General features: G+C 69.5%; 18 protein-coding genes. 13 read left to right on the forward strand and 5 right to left on the reverse strand.

Features of this window, described 5'->3' with window-relative positions:
- Positions 1-13: 13 nt before the first annotated feature.
- The 5 genes from urtD to ACEN9J_RS02240 all read left to right on the forward strand — a co-directional run bounded on the left by urtD (position 14) and on the right by ACEN9J_RS02240 (position 4,017).
- Complete coding sequence (gene urtD, locus ACEN9J_RS02220) at positions 14-757, forward strand: urea ABC transporter ATP-binding protein UrtD (protein ID WP_057593108.1); 744 nt, start codon at positions 14-16, stop codon at positions 755-757.
- A gap of 331 nt (positions 758-1,088) precedes the next feature.
- A complete protein-coding gene (gene urtE / locus ACEN9J_RS02225) occupies positions 1,089-1,790 on the forward strand; it encodes an urea ABC transporter ATP-binding subunit UrtE (RefSeq protein WP_093344438.1) in 702 nt (233 codons plus the stop codon).
- A 27-nt stretch (positions 1,791-1,817) separates the two neighbouring features.
- Positions 1,818-3,050 carry a formamidase gene (gene fmdA, locus ACEN9J_RS02230; RefSeq protein WP_057593110.1) on the forward strand — a complete coding sequence of 411 codons (1,233 nt, stop codon included), beginning with the start codon at positions 1,818-1,820 and terminating at the stop codon, positions 3,048-3,050.
- 21 nt (positions 3,051-3,071) lie between these two features.
- Positions 3,072-3,416 carry a zinc ribbon domain-containing protein gene (locus ACEN9J_RS02235; protein WP_057593111.1) on the forward strand — a complete coding sequence of 115 codons (345 nt, stop codon included), beginning with the start codon at positions 3,072-3,074 and terminating at the stop codon, positions 3,414-3,416.
- A gap of 250 nt (positions 3,417-3,666) precedes the next feature.
- Positions 3,667-4,017 carry an alpha/beta hydrolase gene (locus ACEN9J_RS02240; protein WP_413763174.1) on the forward strand — a complete coding sequence of 117 codons (351 nt, stop codon included), beginning with the start codon at positions 3,667-3,669 and terminating at the stop codon, positions 4,015-4,017.
- 67 nt (positions 4,018-4,084) lie between these two features.
- On the opposite strand, the gene ACEN9J_RS02245 is transcribed toward ACEN9J_RS02240, so the two are convergent.
- From ACEN9J_RS02245 to ACEN9J_RS02260, 4 genes are read right to left on the reverse strand one after another with little or no spacing between them, the layout of a single operon-like run.
- On the reverse strand, positions 4,085-5,206 hold the full coding sequence (locus ACEN9J_RS02245; RefSeq protein WP_413763175.1) for an NAD(P)/FAD-dependent oxidoreductase: 1,122 nt from the start codon (positions 5,204-5,206) through the stop codon (positions 4,085-4,087).
- A 5-nt stretch (positions 5,207-5,211) separates the two neighbouring features.
- Positions 5,212-6,189, reverse strand: coding sequence for a Bug family tripartite tricarboxylate transporter substrate binding protein (locus ACEN9J_RS02250; RefSeq protein ID WP_413763176.1), 978 nt, complete (start codon positions 6,187-6,189; stop codon positions 5,212-5,214).
- 48 nt (positions 6,190-6,237) lie between these two features.
- Positions 6,238-6,930 (reverse strand): RraA family protein, encoded by a 693-nt coding sequence (locus ACEN9J_RS02255; RefSeq protein ID WP_413763177.1) that lies wholly within the window; start codon positions 6,928-6,930, stop codon positions 6,238-6,240.
- Complete coding sequence (locus ACEN9J_RS02260; protein WP_413763178.1) at positions 6,927-7,931, reverse strand: hydroxyacid dehydrogenase; 1,005 nt, start codon at positions 7,929-7,931, stop codon at positions 6,927-6,929. The genes ACEN9J_RS02255 and ACEN9J_RS02260 overlap by 4 nt, the downstream gene beginning before the upstream one ends.
- A 91-nt stretch (positions 7,932-8,022) precedes the next feature.
- On the opposite strand from ACEN9J_RS02260, the gene ACEN9J_RS02265 reads away from it, so the two are divergent.
- Genes ACEN9J_RS02265 through ACEN9J_RS02275 form a run of 3 tightly spaced genes read left to right on the forward strand, consistent with a single transcriptional unit; the run spans position 8,023 to position 11,242 of the window.
- A complete protein-coding gene (locus ACEN9J_RS02265) occupies positions 8,023-8,958 on the forward strand; it encodes a LysR family transcriptional regulator (RefSeq protein ID WP_057593116.1) in 936 nt (311 codons plus the stop codon).
- Positions 8,959-8,969: 11 nt separating this feature from the next.
- On the forward strand, positions 8,970-10,265 hold the full coding sequence (locus ACEN9J_RS02270) for an aspartate carbamoyltransferase (protein WP_413763179.1): 1,296 nt from the start codon (positions 8,970-8,972) through the stop codon (positions 10,263-10,265).
- Between the two features lie 44 nt (positions 10,266-10,309).
- Positions 10,310-11,242: a MurR/RpiR family transcriptional regulator gene (locus ACEN9J_RS02275; RefSeq protein ID WP_261207153.1), complete on the forward strand. Its 933-nt coding sequence runs from the start codon at positions 10,310-10,312 to the stop codon at positions 11,240-11,242.
- Here ACEN9J_RS02275 and ACEN9J_RS02280 read toward each other — a convergent pair.
- A complete protein-coding gene (locus tag ACEN9J_RS02280) occupies positions 11,229-12,083 on the reverse strand; it encodes an HAD-IIA family hydrolase (protein WP_296736983.1) in 855 nt (284 codons plus the stop codon). The genes ACEN9J_RS02275 and ACEN9J_RS02280 overlap by 14 nt on opposite strands.
- A gap of 193 nt (positions 12,084-12,276) precedes the next feature.
- Between ACEN9J_RS02280 and ACEN9J_RS02285 the strand changes: the two genes are divergently transcribed.
- From ACEN9J_RS02285 to ACEN9J_RS02305, 5 genes are all read left to right on the forward strand, one after another.
- Positions 12,277-13,212 (forward strand): phosphate/phosphite/phosphonate ABC transporter substrate-binding protein, encoded by a 936-nt coding sequence (locus ACEN9J_RS02285; RefSeq protein ID WP_296736982.1) that lies wholly within the window; start codon positions 12,277-12,279, stop codon positions 13,210-13,212.
- Positions 13,213-13,262: 50 nt separating this feature from the next.
- On the forward strand, positions 13,263-14,081 hold the full coding sequence (locus ACEN9J_RS02290) for a phosphonate ABC transporter ATP-binding protein (RefSeq protein ID WP_082321850.1): 819 nt from the start codon (positions 13,263-13,265) through the stop codon (positions 14,079-14,081).
- A complete protein-coding gene (phnE, locus tag ACEN9J_RS02295) occupies positions 14,078-15,109 on the forward strand; it encodes a phosphonate ABC transporter, permease protein PhnE (RefSeq protein WP_296736979.1) in 1,032 nt (343 codons plus the stop codon). Before ACEN9J_RS02290 ends, phnE begins: the two co-directional genes overlap by 4 nt.
- A 147-nt stretch (positions 15,110-15,256) precedes the next feature.
- Entirely contained in the window at positions 15,257-15,457 is a 201-nt protein-coding gene (locus ACEN9J_RS02300; protein WP_057598534.1) for a hypothetical protein, read from the forward strand.
- 52 nt (positions 15,458-15,509) lie between these two features.
- On the forward strand, positions 15,510-17,765 hold the full coding sequence (locus ACEN9J_RS02305) for a phosphocholine-specific phospholipase C (protein WP_413763180.1): 2,256 nt from the start codon (positions 15,510-15,512) through the stop codon (positions 17,763-17,765).
- Positions 17,766-17,776 lie beyond the last annotated feature (11 nt).

Genomic DNA, 17,776 nt, shown 5'->3' on the forward strand with positions numbered 1-17,776 from the left:
CCGGAGACCGACCATGAGCAACACCGACTTCGCGCTCGCCGTGGAAGACCTCAGCGTGTCCTTCGACGGCTTCAAGGCCATCGACGACCTCACGCTCTACATCGACCGCAACGAGCTGCGCGTGATCATCGGCCCGAACGGCGCCGGCAAGACGACGCTGCTCGACCTGATCTGCGGCAAGACGCGCGCGAGCAGCGGCAGCATCAAGTTCAAGAACACGGAGCTGACGAAGATGGCCGAGCACAAGCGCGTGCGGCTGGGCATCGGACGCAAGTTCCAGACCCCCTCGATCTACGAGAACCTCAGCGTGTTCCAGAACCTCGAGGTGTCGTTTCCCAAGGGCCGCTCGGTGTTCGGCGCACTGGCCTTCCAGTGCGACGACGAGGTCAAGGCGCGCGTGCAGGCCGTGGCCACGGAGATCGGCCTGGCCGACCGGCTCGACACCGAGGCGGGCCTGCTGAGCCATGGCCAGAAGCAGTGGCTGGAGATCGGGATGCTGCTGATGCAGGAACCCGAGCTGCTGATGCTCGATGAACCCATCGCGGGCATGAGTGCGCGCGAACGCGAGCTCACGGCCGAGCTGCTCAAGCGCATCTGCCAGAACCGCGCGGTGATCGTGATCGAGCACGACATGGCTTTCGTGAAGCAGATCGCGCACAAGGTCACTGTGATGCACCAGGGAAAGATCCTGGCCGAGGGGCCGATGGAGAAGGTGCAGGCGGATCCGAAGGTCATCGATGTTTATCTGGGGCATTGATGAGTTTTCTCGTTGTGCCGAGTGTTCATCGGTTGGAGCGGGCACACGCCGACGGGGTACTCCCCTCCGCGAATGTCCCCCGCCTTCGGCTCCTCCTTTATTTCGCTGCGGGGAGTACCCCATCGACGTGCGCCTGGACGCAACGGTTGTTGTGCGGCCGGCACCACCGCGGCGTCCCCGTGCACAGGGCAGTGGGTGCTTCCCGCAGCGAAATCAAGGAGGAGGCCGAAGGCCGGGGGACATTCGCGGAGGGAAGTACCCGCTGTCCTGTGCACGCGCCCCGAACAGCAGCACCCCAGACAAAGAACGCACCCAAACAGAGGCCAGGCAAATGAGCAACATCAACCTCAAGGTAGAAAACCTCCACGTAGCCTACGGCCAGAGCGAAGCCCTGCACGGCATCTCGTTCGAGGGCATGGCCAACGAAACCGTCGCCATCATGGGAAGAAACGGCATGGGCAAGACCACGCTGTTCAAGAGCCTCATGGGCGTGCTCCCCTTGAAGAGCGGCCGCATCGAGGTGGCGGGCCAGGACGTTTCGCGCGACGAGAGTTTCAGGCGCGTCGCCAAGGGCATCGCCTACGTGCCGCAGGGCCGCATGATCTTCCCCACGCTGACCGTCGAGGAGAACATCGAGACCGGCCTCGAGAACTCGAAGACCCGCCGCATCCCCGAGGAGATCTACGCGCTCTTTCCCGTGCTGTGGGACATGCGCCGGCGCAAGGGCGGCAACCTCTCGGGCGGGCAGCAGCAACAGCTGGCCATCGCGCGTGCCCTCGTCACCGATCCCAAGGTGCTGCTGCTCGACGAGCCCACCGAGGGTATCCAGCCTTCGATCATCAAGGACATCGCCAAGGCGCTGAACGAGATCCGCAAGCTGCGCGGCCTGACCATCGTCGTGTCGGAGCAGGTGCTGAGCTTCGCGATGGACGTGGCCGACCGCCTGTTCGTGATCGAAGGCGGGCGCCTCGTGCACGAGACCGCGCGCGACAAGACCGATGTCGAGCGCATCAAGGCCTATCTCTCTGTTTAACCACAACCCCAACCAGGAGCCACTGCAATGACGGACACGCTGATCAAGGTCGATCTGACCAAGTCGCCCACCGAGAACGAGATGATCCACAACCGCTGGCATCCCGACATCCCGATGGCCTGCTGGGTCAATCCCGGCGACGACTTCATCCTCGAGACCTTCGACTGGACCGGCGGCTTCATCAAGAACAACGACAGCGCCGACGACGTGCGCGACATCGACCTGAGCACCGTGCACTACCTCTCGGGCCCCGTGGGCGTGAAGGGCGCCGAGCCCGGCGACCTGCTGGTGGTCGATCTTCTCGACATCGGCGCCAAGCAGGACAGCCTCTGGGGCTTCAACGGATTTTTCTCGAAGAAGAACGGTGGCGGCTTTCTTACCGATCATTTTCCCGAGGCGCAGAAATCGATCTGGGACTTCAAGGGCATGTTCACCAGCTCGCGCCACATCCCCGGCGTGAACTTCGCGGGCCTGATCCATCCGGGCCTCATCGGCTGCCTGCCCGACAAGCCCATGCTCGACATGTGGAACGAGCGCGAGAAGGCGCTGATCGCCACCGACCCCGATCGCGTGCCGGGCCTGGCCAACCCGCCGTTCGCGGGCACCGCCCACATGGGAAAGATGACCGGCGAGGCGCGTGCCAAGGCCGCGGCCGAGGGCGCGCGCACCGTGCCGCCGCGCGAGCATGGCGGCAACTGCGACATCAAGGATCTGTCGCGCGGCTCGAAGGTGTTCTTCCCCGTCTACGTCGACGGCGCGGGCCTCAGCGTGGGCGACCTGCACTTCAGCCAGGGCGACGGCGAGATCACCTTCTGCGGCGCCATCGAGATGGCCGGCTGGGTGCACATGAAGGTCTCGCTGATCAAGGGCGGCATGGCCAAGTACGGCATCAAGAACCCGATCTTCAAACCCAGCCCCATCACGCCGCAATACAACGACTACCTGATCTTCGAGGGCATCTCGGTCGACGAGAGCGGCAAGCAGCACTACCTCGACGTCAACGTCGCCTACCGCCAGGCCTGCCTCAACGCCATCGAGTACCTGAAGAAGTTCGGCTACTCGGGCGCGCAGGCCTACTCGATTCTCGGCACGGCACCGGTGCAGGGCCACATCAGCGGCGTGGTCGACGTGCCCAACTCCTGCGCCACGCTGTGGCTGCCCACGGGCATCTTCGACTTCGACATCAATCCCAACGCCACCGGGCCGGTGAAGATGATCGACGGCAGCATCGACATGCCGCTGTCGCCCGACCTGCGCTGAGGCATTGGAGAAGGAAGCCGCATGCCCACCTACGACTACGACTGCGCACGCTGCGGCGGCTTCGAGGCGCTGCGCCCCTCGGCGCTGCGCGACGAGCCCGCCGCCTGCCCCGACTGCGGCGGCGCCTCGCCGCGCGTGCTCTCGGCCGCGCCGCGGCTCGCGCTCATGGCGGCCGACACGCGCCATGCGATGGCCACCAACGAGCGCGCAAGGCACGAGCCCGCGAGCTCGCGCGACTACGCGCGATTGCGCCATCCATCGGGCTGCGGATGCTGCTCGACGAATGCGCGCCGCGGTGCCACGGTGACCGCGTCGAACGGTGCCAAGTCGGCACCGTCGCGGCGGCCCTGGATGATCTCGCATTGAGGATTTGGCAAGTTTTCATGCATGCGTAGGAAGCATGCAAAGGATGCGTGAAAGTAGTGCTTTCGGCCGATCTCCCTATGAAGAGGGCAGATTCGGTGGTCCGCTCGCATGCGTGAAACTTGCCCAAAACTTTCTTGATTGTTTCGAAACGGCGAACGCCGTGATTCTTTTTGCGGTGATTCAAAAGGGTCGAACAGGATCAAACTTCTCCTCACGGACAAACCACCGTTCAACCTGAAGGAGATACCAAATGACCGCCTCGAAGATCCTCGCCGCCGTTGCCGTTGCCCTGCTTGCCGCCACCGGCGCACATGCCGAAACCTATGACGGCGTCCACACCGTGCACTCCACCGTCTCGCGTGCCGAAGTCGAATCGCAAGCCGTGGCCGCCGCCCGTGCCGGCGACGCCTACAGCGAAGGTGCCACCGCCGGTGCGCAACCCTTCAGCTCGACCGTCGATCGCTCGGCTGTCCGTGCCGAAGCCGTTGCCAAGGCCCACGATCCGCTGCAAAGCCTGGACCGCCGCGCCTTCTACCGCGACGAAGTGCCGCAAGCCTACAAGAAGCCCAGCGTGTCGTTCACGCGCCAAGCCGGCCTGTGAGCCAGCGCCGCAGCCATGGCACCTCGGGTGCCGACAGGAACGGGCCTTCGGGCTCGTTTTTTTTTGTCTAGCCCATCGCCGACACCAGCCCCGCCACGTGCGCGCCCAGCGCGAGCGAAGCGGTCAGCCCCGGCGACTCGATGCCGAACAGATTGACCAGTCCGGGTATCCCGTGCACCCGCGGCGTCTGGATCACGAAGTCCGTCGCCGTGTTGTGCATCGACGAGCCCGGTCCCGCGAGGCGCGGGCGGATGCCGGTGTAGCCGGGCTGCAGCTCGCCGTCGCGCAGGCCGGGGTAGTAGCGGCGCACCGCGGGATAGAAGGCCGCTTCGCGCGAGGCATCGAAGCCGTAGTCGACGCCGTCGCGCCAGCCCAGGTCGGGGCCGAACCGGCACTGGCCGCCGAGGTCCAGCGTCACGTGCGCGCGCAGTGCGCCATCGCGCCCCGCCGGGTACACGAGATGGCGAAACGGCGACGGCCGCGCGAGCGAGAAGTAGTGGCCGATCGCGTGGTACAGCGGCGGCACCCGTTCGGCCGGCATGCCCTCGATGCGCGAGGCGACCGCCTGCGCACCCAGTCCGGCGGCGTTCACCACCGTGCCGCACAGCACGCTCGTCTCCTCGGCGCCGCCCACGTCGAGCACGATGCCGTCCGCGGTCGGGCGCGCGGCCAGCACGCGGCTGTGCAATGCGAGCGCGGCGCCCGCGCGTTCCGCATCGCCCAGGTACGACAGCATCAGCGCGTGGCTGTCGACGATGCCGGTCGAGGGCGAATGCAGCGCGCCCACGCACGCCACCTCGGGTTCCATCTCGCGCGCCTCGGCCGCGCCGATGAGGCGCAGGTCGGTCACGCCGTGCGCCGCGCCCAGCTTCAGGTAGTTGTCGAGCTCGGGCAGCTCGGCGTCCTCCACCGCCACGATCAGCTTGCCGATGCGCCGGTGGCCGATGCCGCGCTCGGCGCAATAGGCGTACAGCGCGGCCTTGCCGGCCACGCACAGCCTTCCCTTGAGCGAGCCCGGCGCGTACGAGAGACCCGCATGGATCACCTCCGAGTTGCGCGCGCTGGTGTGCGTGCCGATGGCGTGCTCGGCCTCGAGGATCACCACCTCGCGCCCGGCCAGCGCGAGCGAGCGCGCGATCGCGAGGCCCACCACGCCGGCGCCGATCACGACGCAGTCGATCCGGTCCATGCGCTTCAGTCCAGCTTGATGCCGGCGTCGCGGATCAGCGCGCCCCACTTGGCGTGCTCGGCGCGGATGTAGGCATCGAACTGCTGCGGCGTGCCGGTGACGGGGACGCTGCCTTCCAGCGCGAGCTTGTCCTGCACCTCCTTGCGCGCCACCACCTTCACCACGGCGGCGTTGAGGCGCGCCACCACGTCGGCGGGCAGTCCGGCCGGACCGACCAGCCCGACCCAGGTCGTCGCCTCGAAACCCGGGAAGCCTTGCTCGGCCACCGTGGGCACGTCGGGCAGCGCGGGCAGCCGCTGTGCCGAGGTGACGGCCAGCGCGCGCGCCTTGCCGCCCGAGAGCTGCGGCATCACCGACACGCTGCTGCCGAAATACAGGCCGATCTGTCCGCCCAGCAGGTCGGTCATGGCCGGGCCCGCGCCCTTGTACGGCACCTGCAGCACCTGGAGGCCCGCGCGGCGCGCGAGCATCTCGCCGGCCAGGTGGCCGACCGTGCCGCTGCCGGCCTGCGCGATGCTGAACTGGCCCGGCCTGGCCTTGGCGGCCTTGACGAAGTCGGCCAGGGTGCGCAGCGGCGAGTCGGCGCGCACCGCCAGCACCACGGGCTGCGCCGCCACTTCGGCGATGGGCGTGAAGTCCTTCAAGGCGTCGAAGGGCATCTTCGGATAGAGCCAGGGGTTGATCGTGAGGTTCGAGGTCTGCCCCATGCCGATGGTGTAGCCGTCGGGCGCGGCCTTGGCCACGGCGTCGAGGCCGATGTTGCCGGCGGCGCCCGGCTTGTTGTCGATGACGACCGTCCAGCGCTCGAGCACGGTGAGCCGCTCGGCGATCAGGCGCGAGGTGGCGTCGGTGCCGCCGCCCGGCGTGAAGGGCACCACCAGCCGCAGCGGTTTCTGCGGCCAGTCGTTCTGCGCGCGCGCCATGCCGGCGGCCGGGGCCAGCGCGGCGAGGGTGGCGGCCTGCAGGAAATTTCTTCGGTCCATGTCTTGTCTCCTTGGGTTCTCGTGGGCTCTCTCGGCGGGGGGCGGGGCTCAGACCGGCAGGCCCTTGGCGCGCAGCACGGCGTCGAAGCGCTCGGGATCGGCGGTGCCGGCGCGGTTGGCCTCGCGGATTGCCGCCTCGCGGGCCAGGTGCGCGCGCGTCTTCTCGAGCACGCTCGCGGCTTCGGCGGCCGGCACGGCGATGACGCCGTCGGCATCGCCCACCACCAGGTCGCCCGGCAGCACGACCAGGCCCGCGCACGAAACGGGCACGTTCACCTCGCCCGGGCCGTCCTTGCTCGGGCCGCGGTGCGTGTGGCCGCGCGCGAAGATCGGCATGCCGTCCCCGGCCCACTCGCACAGGTCGCGCACCGCGCCGTCGATGACCAGGCCGGCCAGCTGTCGCGCGATGCAGGTGGTGCGCATCAGCCCGCCGACCAGCGCCTGCGTGAGGTCGGCGCCGCCGTCGACGACCAGCACGTCGCCCGGCGCGACCATCGTCAGCGCCTTGTGGATCATCAGGTTGTCGCCGGGCCGCACGCGCACGGTGACGGCCGGGCCGCACAGCACCGTGTCGAGCCGCGCGTGGTACTGGCGCAGGCCGACGGTGCCGATGTGGCGGCTCATCACGTCGCCGATGGCGGCCACGGGCAGCGCGCGAAAGGCATCGACGATGGCGGCATCGGGGCCCGCGGCGCGTGGGTTGATGCGGTAGCCGGGCGGCCAGGAAAGGGGCGTGGTCATGCGTTGACTCCGTGGGCGGGGATGGAGGAGGAAAGGACCTGCGGGTTCACGCAGGCCGAGGGATCGGCGGGACGGCCCTGCAGCCAGCCGAGCACGTTGCGCGCGGCGCCTTCGGCCATGGCCGCGAGCGCGGCCGGCGTGGAGCCGCCGACGTGCGGCGTGAGCACCACGTTGGGCAGGGCCGCCAGCGGGCTGTGCGCGGGCAGCGGCTCGTCGGCCATCGTGTCGAGGCCGGCGGCGTGCAGGTGGCCGCTGCGCAGCGCGTCGACGAGCGCGGCCTCGTCGACCACCTCGCCGCGCGCCGTGTTGACGAGGATCGCGCCGCGCGGCAGGGCCGCGAGCTGCGCCGCGCCCAGCATCCGGTGCGTGTGGCGGTTGAGCGGCACGTGCAGGCTCAGCACCTCGCTCAGCGGCAGCAGCGCCTCGACCGAGGGCAGCATGCGCACGTCGGCCACCGGGGCCGCGCCTTCGCCGATCGCGGGATCGAACGCGGCCACCCGCATGCCCAGCGCCAGGCCCACGCGCGCCACGCGCTGGCCGACCTGGCCGAAGCCGACCAGGCCCAGGGTCCGGCCCTGCAGCTCGACGCCGTCCTGCGCACGCGACCAGCGGCCCTCGTGCAGCTCGCGGTCCATCCAGCCGATGCGGCGCGCGGCGGCGAGCATCAGGCCCAGCGTCATCTCCGCCACCGAGGGCGCGTTGGCGCCGGGCGTGACGTAGACCGGGATGCCGCGCGCTGTGGCCGCCTCGACGTCGATGTTGCTCACGCCCACGCCGTGCTTCGAGACCACCTTCAGCGTGGGACAGGCGGCGATGGCCCGCGCCGACAGCGGCACGGTGCGCGAGACGACCGCGTCGACGGGTTCGCTGGCCATCAGGCGTTCGACCTCCTCGGCGCTGTCCGCGTGCGTGAGGTAGAGGATGCGCGCGCCGGCCGCGGCGAGCAGGTCGGTGCCGGCCCTGGCCAGGCGCGGCGCGGTCACCAGGACGGTGGGCTTCATGGGTCTCCTTGCGATGCGGGGCGGATTCTCGAAAGCCCAACTCATTCCGTCCAATCGATAATGTTCATTCAATGATTCCTCGGAGCTATGAATGGACATCCAGCTGCGCGACCTGAAGTACTTCGAGGCGGTGGCCGACGCGGGCCACCTGGGCCAGGCCGCCGACAAGCTCGGCCGCACCCAGCCCGCGCTCACCAAGGCCGTGCAGCGGCTCGAGGAAGCCTTCGGCAGCGCGCTGTTCGAGCGCAAGGGCCGCGGCATCCAGCTCACCGCCGTGGGCGAGGTGCTGCTGGCGCGCGCGCGGCTGCTGCGCGGCGCCACCGAGGAGGCGTTGCGCGAGGTCAGCGATTTCGCCAAGGGCAACGCGGGCCACGTGCGCATCGGCAGCGGCCCCATCGCCGCGGAGCACGTGCTGCCCGAGGTCTGCAACCTGCTGCTGGCCGAGGCCGGCGACACGCGCATCGACATCACCGTCGCGCCCAGCATGGCGCTGCGCGAGCGGCTGCGCGAAGGCGCCATCGACCTGCTGATCGGCCTCATGCCCGAGCACGACCCGGCCTTCGTCACGCATTCGATCGTCGAGGACGTGGTGGTGGTCGCGGCCAGTCCGCAGCACCCGGTGTTCGACATGCCGCGGCCCACGATGAAGGCCCTGCTGCAATGGCGCTGGGTGCTGCCGGCCGATCCCATTCCCAGCCGCCAGTGGCTCGATGCGACCTTCCAGTCGCGCGGGCTGCCGCTGCCGACCGTGCAGGTCAACGCCAACTCGATCCCGCTGCTGCCGCGGCTGATCTCGCGCACCGACCTGCTGAGCTTCCTGTCGCGCCACACGCTGGGCGCGGCGGGGCGCGAGGGCACGCTGCGCGAGGTGCCGCTCAAGGAAACCACGCTGCGCCGCCACTTGGGCGTCACCTACCGCAAGGAGGGCTACCTGTCGCCCGCGGCGCGGCGGCTGGTGACGCTGCTGCGCAGCGAAGGCGAGCAGCTTTTTTCCACGGCGTTGTCGAAATATACGCATTGCGTATAAACTCGCGGCTCATGAACATGCCGCAACAGGTGCTCCTCCGCGACGCGATGCGTCAGCTCAACATGACGCGCGACGCCTTCGCCGAGCGCATCGGCAGCCGGAGAAGGGCGCTCGATGCCTGGCTGCTGCCCGACGAGTCGAACGAATTCCGGGCCATGCCCGAGGTCGCGCGGCGCTTCGTGAGCGAGATCCTGGCCTCCAGTGGGCGGCCCATCGAATATACGCAGAGCGCACATGATGGCGCGCTGCGCCGATCGCTCCATGTCGACGGCGCGCAGCACCTGCTGTCGGTGGCCCAGTTCGACCGCGAGGCCATCGACGAGCTGTTCCGGCTCGCCGACGTGATGCAGCCGATCGCGCGCCGCCGCAAGGTCAGCCGCGTGCTCGAGGGCGCGGTGCTGGCCAACCTGTTCTTCGAGGCCAGCACGCGCACGCGCGTGAGTTTCGGCGCGGCCTTCTGCCGGCTCGGCGGCTCGGTCTGCGACACGACGGGCTTCACCTTCTCCTCGATGGCCAAGGGCGAATCGATCCGCGACACCAGCCGCGTGATCAGCGGCTATGCCGACGCGATCGTGGTGCGGCATCCCGAGCAGGGCTCGGTCGCCGAATTCGCGCGCGCCACCAACGTGCCGGTCATCAACGGCGGCGACGGCCCGGGCGAGCATCCGAGCCAGGCGCTGCTCGACCTCTACACCATCCAGCGCGAGTTCTCGCGCCTGGGCAAGCTGGTCGACGGCGCGCATGTCGCGATGGTCGGCGACCTCAAGTACGGCCGCACCGTGCATTCGCTGATCAAGCTGCTCGCGCTGTACCGCGGCCTGAAGTTCACGCTGGTCGCGCCGCCGCAGCTCGCGATGCCGGCGGAAATCGTGGCGCTGGTGAGCCGCAACGGCCACGTGGTGGAGACCGCCACCGCGCCGGCGCGGGCGTTGGCCGGTGCCGACGTGGTCTACGCGACGCGCATCCAGAAGGAGCGCTTCGCGCACGACGAGGTGCTGGAGGGCTTCGGCCAGGCCTTCGCGATCGACCGCGCGCTGGTCGATGCCTCGTGCCGGAAGGACGTGGTGCTGATGCATCCGCTGCCGCGCGACGGCCGCCCGGGCTCGCACGACCTGAGCACGGACCTCGACAACGACCCGCGGCTGGCGATCTTCCGCCAGACCGACAACGGCATCCCGGTGCGCATGGCGATCTTCGCCACGCTGCTGGGCGTGGACAAACTGGTGAGCCGCTCTATGCGCGACGCGGCCTGGACGCCGCCCTCGCACATCGGCCCCGACGACAGCAGCTTCCACGGCCTCGACTGAGGGATGCGCGAAACCGCCATCGAGCGCGGGTAAGCTCGCCGCCCATGAAGCGCAACTCCACCGCCAAGTCCACCAGCGTCACCCCCGCGCCCAACGGCAAGGCCTCGGCCGCCGATGCCTCCGGCGGCGCCCCGGTGTTCGCGGTGCTCGCGCGCATCGAGACCCTCTGGTCCTCGCTCGGCCCGGTGGGCCAGCGCATCGCCGACTTCATCGTGAAGAATCCGCGCGAGGTGGTCCACATGTCGGTCAGCGAGGTGGCCGAGCGCACCGGTTCGAGCGAAGGCAGCATCGTCGGCCTGTGCAAGAACCTCGGCGCCACCGGCTTCCAGCAGATCAAGATCGCGCTCGCGCAGGAGATCGTGCGGCCGGTGCAGTTCATCCACGAGGACCTCGATCCGCAGGACGCGGCCGACGCGGTGATCCGCAAGATCTTCCAGAGCAACGTGCAGACCCTGCACGACACGCAGGCCACGCTCGACGCCGGTTCGATGGAGCGCGCGGTGAAGCTGCTGCGCGATGCCGAGCGCATCGAGATCTACGGCATCGGCAGCTCGGCCACCATCGCCGAGGACGCGCACTACCGCATGCTGCGCATCGGCCTCAACGCGAAGGTGGTGGTCGATTCGCACGTGCAGGCGATCAGCGCCTCGCTCACCGACTCGCGGGTGGCGGTGCTGACCATCTCGCACTCGGGCAGCACGCACGAGACCGTGACCGCGACGCGGCTGGCCAAGGAGGCCGGCGCCTCGACCGTGTGCATCACCAACTTCGGCAAGTCGCCGATCCAGGCCTTCGCCGACGTGCTGCTGTTCACCATGGCGCGCGAGACCAACTTCCGCACCGAGGCCATGACCAGCCGGCTCGCGCAGCTCGCGATCATCGACGTGCTGATCGCCTGCCTGGCGCTGTCGGACTACGACACCTCGGTGCGCACGCTGCGCCAGACCTTCGACGTGCTGTCGCTCAAGCGGTACTGAGGCGGCTGCGCTCGGTCGGCCGCGCGGGCAGGGCGGTCACCTCGGCCGTGGCGCGCGCATGCAGCAGGCCGGCGACCGACGGCGCCACCGCCTCGGGCGCGGTGCCGACCAGCAGGCAGGCCATGCCCAGCCGCGCGGCGCCCGCGGCATCGGTGGCCGGGTTGTCGCCGATCACCACCGTGCTCGCGGGCTCGGCGCCCAGGCAGCGCAGGCCCTCCTCGAACAGCAGCGGCTCGGGCTTGCCGACGATGCGCCAGGGCTGCGCGCCGCTGGCCGTGAGCACGGCCGCGAGCAGCGAGCCGGTCTCGGGCACCACGCGGCCATGCGGGCCCGGATGGGTGGCGTCGGCGTTCGTGACCACCAGCCGCGCGCCGCGCAGCAGCTCGTTGGCCACCGCGCCGAGCCGGGCATGGCTGAAGCGCATGTCGAGCGCGAGCAGCACGAATTCGGCCTCGGACGCGACCAGCCGGAAGCCGAGCGCGCGCGCATGGCGCTGCAAGGCGGGCGTGCCCACCACCATCAGCCGCGCCGTGGGGTGCTGGCGCGCGAGCAGGCTCACGGCGAGCTCGCCGGCCAGCACGATGCGCTCGGGCGGCGCGCGCAGGCCGAGCCGGCGCAGCCGCAGCGCGAGGCCCTGGGCGGTGTGGGTCGAGTTGTTCGACACGATCGCGAAGCGGCCCTCGAAACGCTCGAGCAGTTCGGCCGCGCCGTCGATGGCCTCGTTCTGGCGCACCAGCGTGCCGTCGAGGTCGAGCAGCAGGTGGCGCGCCTGCGCGAGCGGTGCCAGGTCCGCTGCCGCGGGGCCTCCCGGCGCCCGGGTCTTGGATGCGATGTTCTTCATGGATCTCCGGTTCGGGCCATCGGGGGAGCGGGGTGTCCTGGCCGTGGGGCGGGATTGTATTGAACATTGCTCAGTTGATTGCTAATTTTCAAATGAGCTTATTTCATTTGCTTGTCATCTTCGACTTCTAAAGTTCAACGCAACCGAGCGAGGCACTCGCCCGAGAAACGCCCCCGAACCGAAGGAATCGATCATGAAGAAACTCCTGGCCATCGCCGCCGCCGCCGTCTCGTTCAGCGCGCTGCTGGCCCTCCCGTCCCATGCCCAGTCCGTGGCCGACGGCTCGCGCGAGCATCCGCTGCGCGTGCTGCTGATTCCCGCTGACGGCGGCACCGAGTCGGGCACCAAGGCCGACTACGCGCCGGTGTTCAACGCCATCACGCGCAGCACCGGCCTGAACTTCGACCTCAAGGTCGGCCAGTCCTATGGCGCCGTGGTCGAGGGCATGTGCAACCAGCTCGCCGACATCGCCTTCTTCGGCCCGGTGTCGTACGTGCAGGCCCACAAGCGCGGCTGCGCGCAGCTGCTGGCCGTGGGCGTGGAGAAGGGCGCCTCGGTCTACTACGCCGGCATGTTCGCCAAGGCCAACGCCCCGATCGCCTCGATCAAGGACCTCAAGGGCAAGCGCGTGGCCTTCGGCGACGTCAACTCGGCCTCGAGCTTCACCTTCCAGGTCGCGATGCTGCTCGACGCCGGCATGGACCCGGCCAAGGACCTGTCGGCGATCCGCATGACCGGCAGCCACGCCAGCAGCCTGGCGGCGCTGGTGCAGGACCAGGTCGATGTGGCCTCGCTCTCGTTCGACTCGTACGAGAAGGCGGTCAAGCAGGGCGCGGCCGATCCGAAGACCATCAAGGTGATCGCCAAGAGCATGGCCATTCCCTATCCGCCGCTGGCGCTGAACTCCAAGCTGCCCGAGGCGCTGAAGACCAAGCTCAAGGACGCCTTCCAGACCGTGAACAAGGCCCCCGGCGTCACGCCCGACATGATCCGCGGCTACGGCGGCGGCAAGATCGACGGCTACGACACCAGGTTCTCCGAGGAGGAGTTCAACGTCGCCGCCGAGAAGCTGGGCCTGCTGACCGACGACCTCAAGGGCCGCATCCTCGCCAAGGCGGCCGAGCGTTGATCGCCGGCGATCGCACGCACGCCGCAGCGCCCGCCGCCGGAAGCACGCCCATGCTGCAGTTCGAATCGGTCGCCATGCGCCACCCCGACGGCACGCGCGCGCTCGGCGGCGTCTCGCTCGAGGTGCCCGCGGGCCAGTTCTGCGTGGTGCTGGGCGCCTCGGGCGCGGGCAAGTCGACCCTCTTGCGCACCGCCAACGGCCTGGTCGTGCCCACGCAGGGCACGGTGCGGGTCGAGGGCGTGCGCATCGCGGCGGGCTCGCTGGCGCGCGTGCGTCCGCGCATCGGCATGATCCACCAGCAGTTCAACCTGGTGCTGCGCTCGAGCGTGGCCGAGAACGTGCTCGCCGGCGCCTTGCCGGCCCTGGGCACCTGGCGCGCGCTGCTGGGCCTGTTCACCGACGCGCAGCGGCGCAAGGCCTGCGAACTGGTCGAGTCGGTGGGCCTGGGCGAGGAGCACCTGCTGCGCCGCGTGAGCGAGCTCTCGGGCGGCCAGCAGCAGCGCGTGGGCATCGCGCGCGCCTTCATGCTCGATCCGCCGCTGGTGCTGGCCGACGAGCCCGTGGCCAGCCTCGATCCGCAGACCAGCCACGACGTGCTGTCGCTGCTGCGCCGGCAGGCGCGCGAGCGCGGCACCACGGTGCTGTGCAGCCTGCACCAGGTCGAACTGGCCTGCGAGTTCGCCGACCGCATCGTGGCGCTGCGCCGCGGCGTGGTGGTGTTCGACGGCGCGCCGCGGATGTTCCAGCCGCAGGTCTTCGATGCGATCTATGGCCGCGACGATGCGGCCCCCGCGGCCCGGCCGTCGCCGGCCGGCGAGCCCGAGGCGGCGCTGCCGCTGCATGCCGGTGCCCTGGAGCTCGCGCGATGAACACGATCCCGACGACCCCCGAGGCGCGTGCGTCGCGCCCGGCCTCGGCCTGGGACCTGCCGCGGCCCTTCGGCACGCGCACGCTGCTCGTGCTGCTGCTGGTACTCGTGGCGGGCTTCTTCGCGGGCCAGCGCGTGGAACTGGGCCGCATGCTCTCGCTGACCGGCGAGGGCGTGCTCGCCGCGGTGGGCCTGCGCGACGACTCGCAGGTGCTCTCGGGGCTGGGCTCGATCGCGCGCTCGCTGTTCCCGCCGCAGATCTCCGAGCAGACCGAGGTCGCGCGCATCGAGGGCTTCGACCGCAACCGGCTGCCCTGGTTCTCGCGCGTCGAGACGATCGAGACGCACGAGCCCAAGCTCAATCCCCAGACCCTGCAGATGGAAGACCGCGTCGAGCGCCGCGAGGTGCTGGTCGAGCCGCTGGGCTACCTGTGGCACGTGGCGGTGAAGATGCTCGAGACCTTCGAGATCGCGGTCTGGGCCACGCTGATCGCGATCGTGCTGAGCGCGCCGCTGGCCTGGTGCAGCGCGAGGAACTACGCGCCCAACCGCCTGGCCTACGGCCTCGCGCGCAGCGTGGTCGGCCTGTTCCGCGCGGTGCCCGAGCTGGTGAGCGCGCTGTTCCTGGTGCTGGCCTACGGCTTTGGCCCGATCGCCGGCGTGCTGGCCCTCGCGCTGCATTCGGCGGGCTTTCTCGGCAAGTTCTACGCCGAGGACATCGAGACCGCCGACGACAAGCCGCAGGAGGCGCTGCGCGCCATCGGCGCCAGCAAGCTCAAGGTGATGCGCTTCGCGGTGCTGCCGCAGGTGATGCCGCAGTTCATCGCCTACACGCTCTACGTGCTCGACCGCAACGTGCGCATGGCCACCGTGGTCGGCCTGGTCGGCGCGGGCGGCATCGGCCAGGAGCTCAAGGGCCGCTACGACATGTACAACTACGCGCACGTCGGCACGATCCTGATCGCGATCTTCCTGACCGTGCTGGTGCTCGACCGCGTCGCCGCCCGGCTGCGCAGCCGCTATGGCTGAGCCCTGAGTCCGAGCGGGCACCGCGTGCGCGGCGCCCGCTTCCTTTCCCCGCCTCTCGTCCGAACTCTCGCGCGGCCCGTCCGCCGCGCGGAGCGGCCTCGGCCGCGCCTTCGTCTCCCATCTCCCTCGATCCGAAAAGGAACCCTCATGAAAACAGCATCTTCCCGGTACGGCCTCGCTGCGGCAGGCCTTCTCCTGTGCCTGAGCCTCGCCGCCTGCGGTGGCGGCGGTGGTGGGGGCGGCGGCCTGCCGTTCCTGCCGCCGGGCCAGACCCCGCCGGCCGGCGACGGCAACAACAACGGCAACGGCAACCCGCCGGCCCAGCCCGCGCTCAAGTGCGCGCCCTGAGCCCGCGCCTTCGTCCCGACATCCCTTCGCCCCCGCGTTGAAAGAACCTCCCATGAACACCCCCTCCCGTCGCGATTTCTTCCGCAAGTCGGCCGGCGCCATCGGCGCGGCCTCGGCCCTCACCATGCTCCCGCCCGTGATCCGCAAGGCGCTGGCGGTCGAGGCCGCCGTCGACACCGGCACCATCCAGGACATCAAGCACATCGTGATCCTGATGCAGGAGAACCGCAGCTTCGACCACTACTTCGGCACCCTGAAGGGCGTGCGCGGCTTCGGCGACCGCTTCCCGATCCCGCTGGCCAACGGCAAGTCGGTGTTCTTCCAGCCCGACGTGACCGCGGGCGCGCCCGAGATCCAGCCCTTCCGCCGCGACTCCACGATCGCCAACGCGCTGATCGGCTCGGGCGCTCCGCACAACTTCCCCGACCAGCAGGCGGCCTGGGCGCAGGGGAAGATGGACCGCTGGATCCAGTTCAAGAACCAGGTGACGATGGGCTACTACCTGCGCGAGGACATCCCGTTCCAGTTCGCGCTGGCCGATGCCTTCACGATCTGCGACGGCTATCACTGCTCGATCCTCACGGGCACCGATCCCAACCGCATCGTGTTCTGGTCGGGTTCCAACTTCAATCCCGAGCTGCGCAAGAAGGGCATCAACAGCACCGACACCGATTCGGAACCCGTCAACTCGCGCTGCTGGCCGAGCCCGTCGAACTGGGTCGCTGGCCGCGCGCAGGAGACCGACGGCACCGGCCAGAAGGACCCGGCCACGGGCGCCTACAACTACAAGTACGTCAACAACGCGTTCAAGTGGGACACGCTGCCCGACGTGCTGCAGAAGAACGGCATCAGCTGGCACATCTACCAGAACATGAACAACAACTGGACCGGCGCCATGAACGGCTGCCTGGCCTTCCAGAGCTTCCGCACCGCGCAGCCCGGCTCGCCGATCTACCAGCACGGCCTCACGGGCGGCCCCGCCGCGGCCGACGGCGCCACCAACTTCCTGGCCCAGCTCAAGCAGGACGTGATGAACGACACCCTGCCGCAGGTCTCGTGGGTGCTGCCCACGCAGGCACTCGCCGAGCACCCGGGCAGCAGCGAAGGCGTGGCCGGCGCGGCCGACTTCATCGCCGACGTGCTGGGCGCGCTGACCTCGAACCCCGCGGTCTGGAGCAAGACGGCGCTGTTCGTGACCTTCGACGAGAACGACGGCTTCTTCGACCACCTCGCGATGCCCGCGGTGCCTTCGTACGACGCCAACGGCAACCTGATGGGCAAGTCCACCGTGCCGCTGGACGGCGAGTACTTCGACGCCTCGGTCGGCAGCTACCTCACCGCCGCCGACACCGTGAGCGGCAAGATCCGCCCCTGGGGCCTGAGCTCGCGCGTGCCGATGTACGTGGTGTCGCCGTGGAGCAAGGGCGGCTGGGTCAACTCGCAGGTGTTCGACCACACCTCGATGGGCCGTTTCCTCGAGAAGCGCTTCGGCATCACGATCGACGCCATCAGCCCCTGGCACCGCGCGGTCTGCGGCGACCTCACGAGCTGCTTCGACTTCGTGAGCCCGAACGACCCGGTGGTGCCCAAGCTGCCCGACACCAGCGGCTACCCCGCGATCAACCTGGCGCAGAAGGCGCTGGGCAACACCGGCGTCATCACCAAGGCTCCCAGCCCCGCGAAGCCGCTGTTCCAGGAGACCGGCACGCGCTTCTCGCGCGCGCTGCCCTACGAGCTGCACACCAGCGCGCGCGTCGAGGCGCGCGGCCTGGTCTCGCTGATCTTCAGCAACACGGGCGAGCAGGGCGCGGTGTTCCACGTCTACGACAAGCTGCACCTGGACCGAATCCCGCGCCGCTACACGGTGGAAGCCGGCAAGCAGCTGCAGGACTACTGGGACACCGGCGCCACCGATGGCGGCAAGTACGAGCTCTGGGTCTACGGCACCAACGGCTTCGTGCGCAGCTTCAGCGGCGACGCGATGGCCTCGAACTCGGCCGCCTTCAAGCCCGAGGTGCAGGTCTGCTACGACCCGGCCGCAGGCAATGTCTACGTGAAGGTGCACAACAACGGCAGCGCCGACGGCACGGTGACCGTGCAGTCGAATGCCTACCGCACCGACGGTCCCTGGACCCTCAAGGCGCCGAAGGGCGACATGGGCACGCTGCACTGGGAGCTCAAGGACAGCGGCCACTGGTACGACTTCACCGTGACCGCCGACAACGTGGTGCGCCGCTTCGCGGGCCGGGTCGAGACCGGCAAGCCCGGCGTGAGCGATCCGGCGATGGCGATGCACCTGCAGGGCTGAGCGCGCCTTCC

The organism is Variovorax sp. Varisp41 (assembly GCF_047325085.1).
Classification (GTDB): Bacteria; Pseudomonadota; Gammaproteobacteria; order Burkholderiales; family Burkholderiaceae_C; genus Variovorax.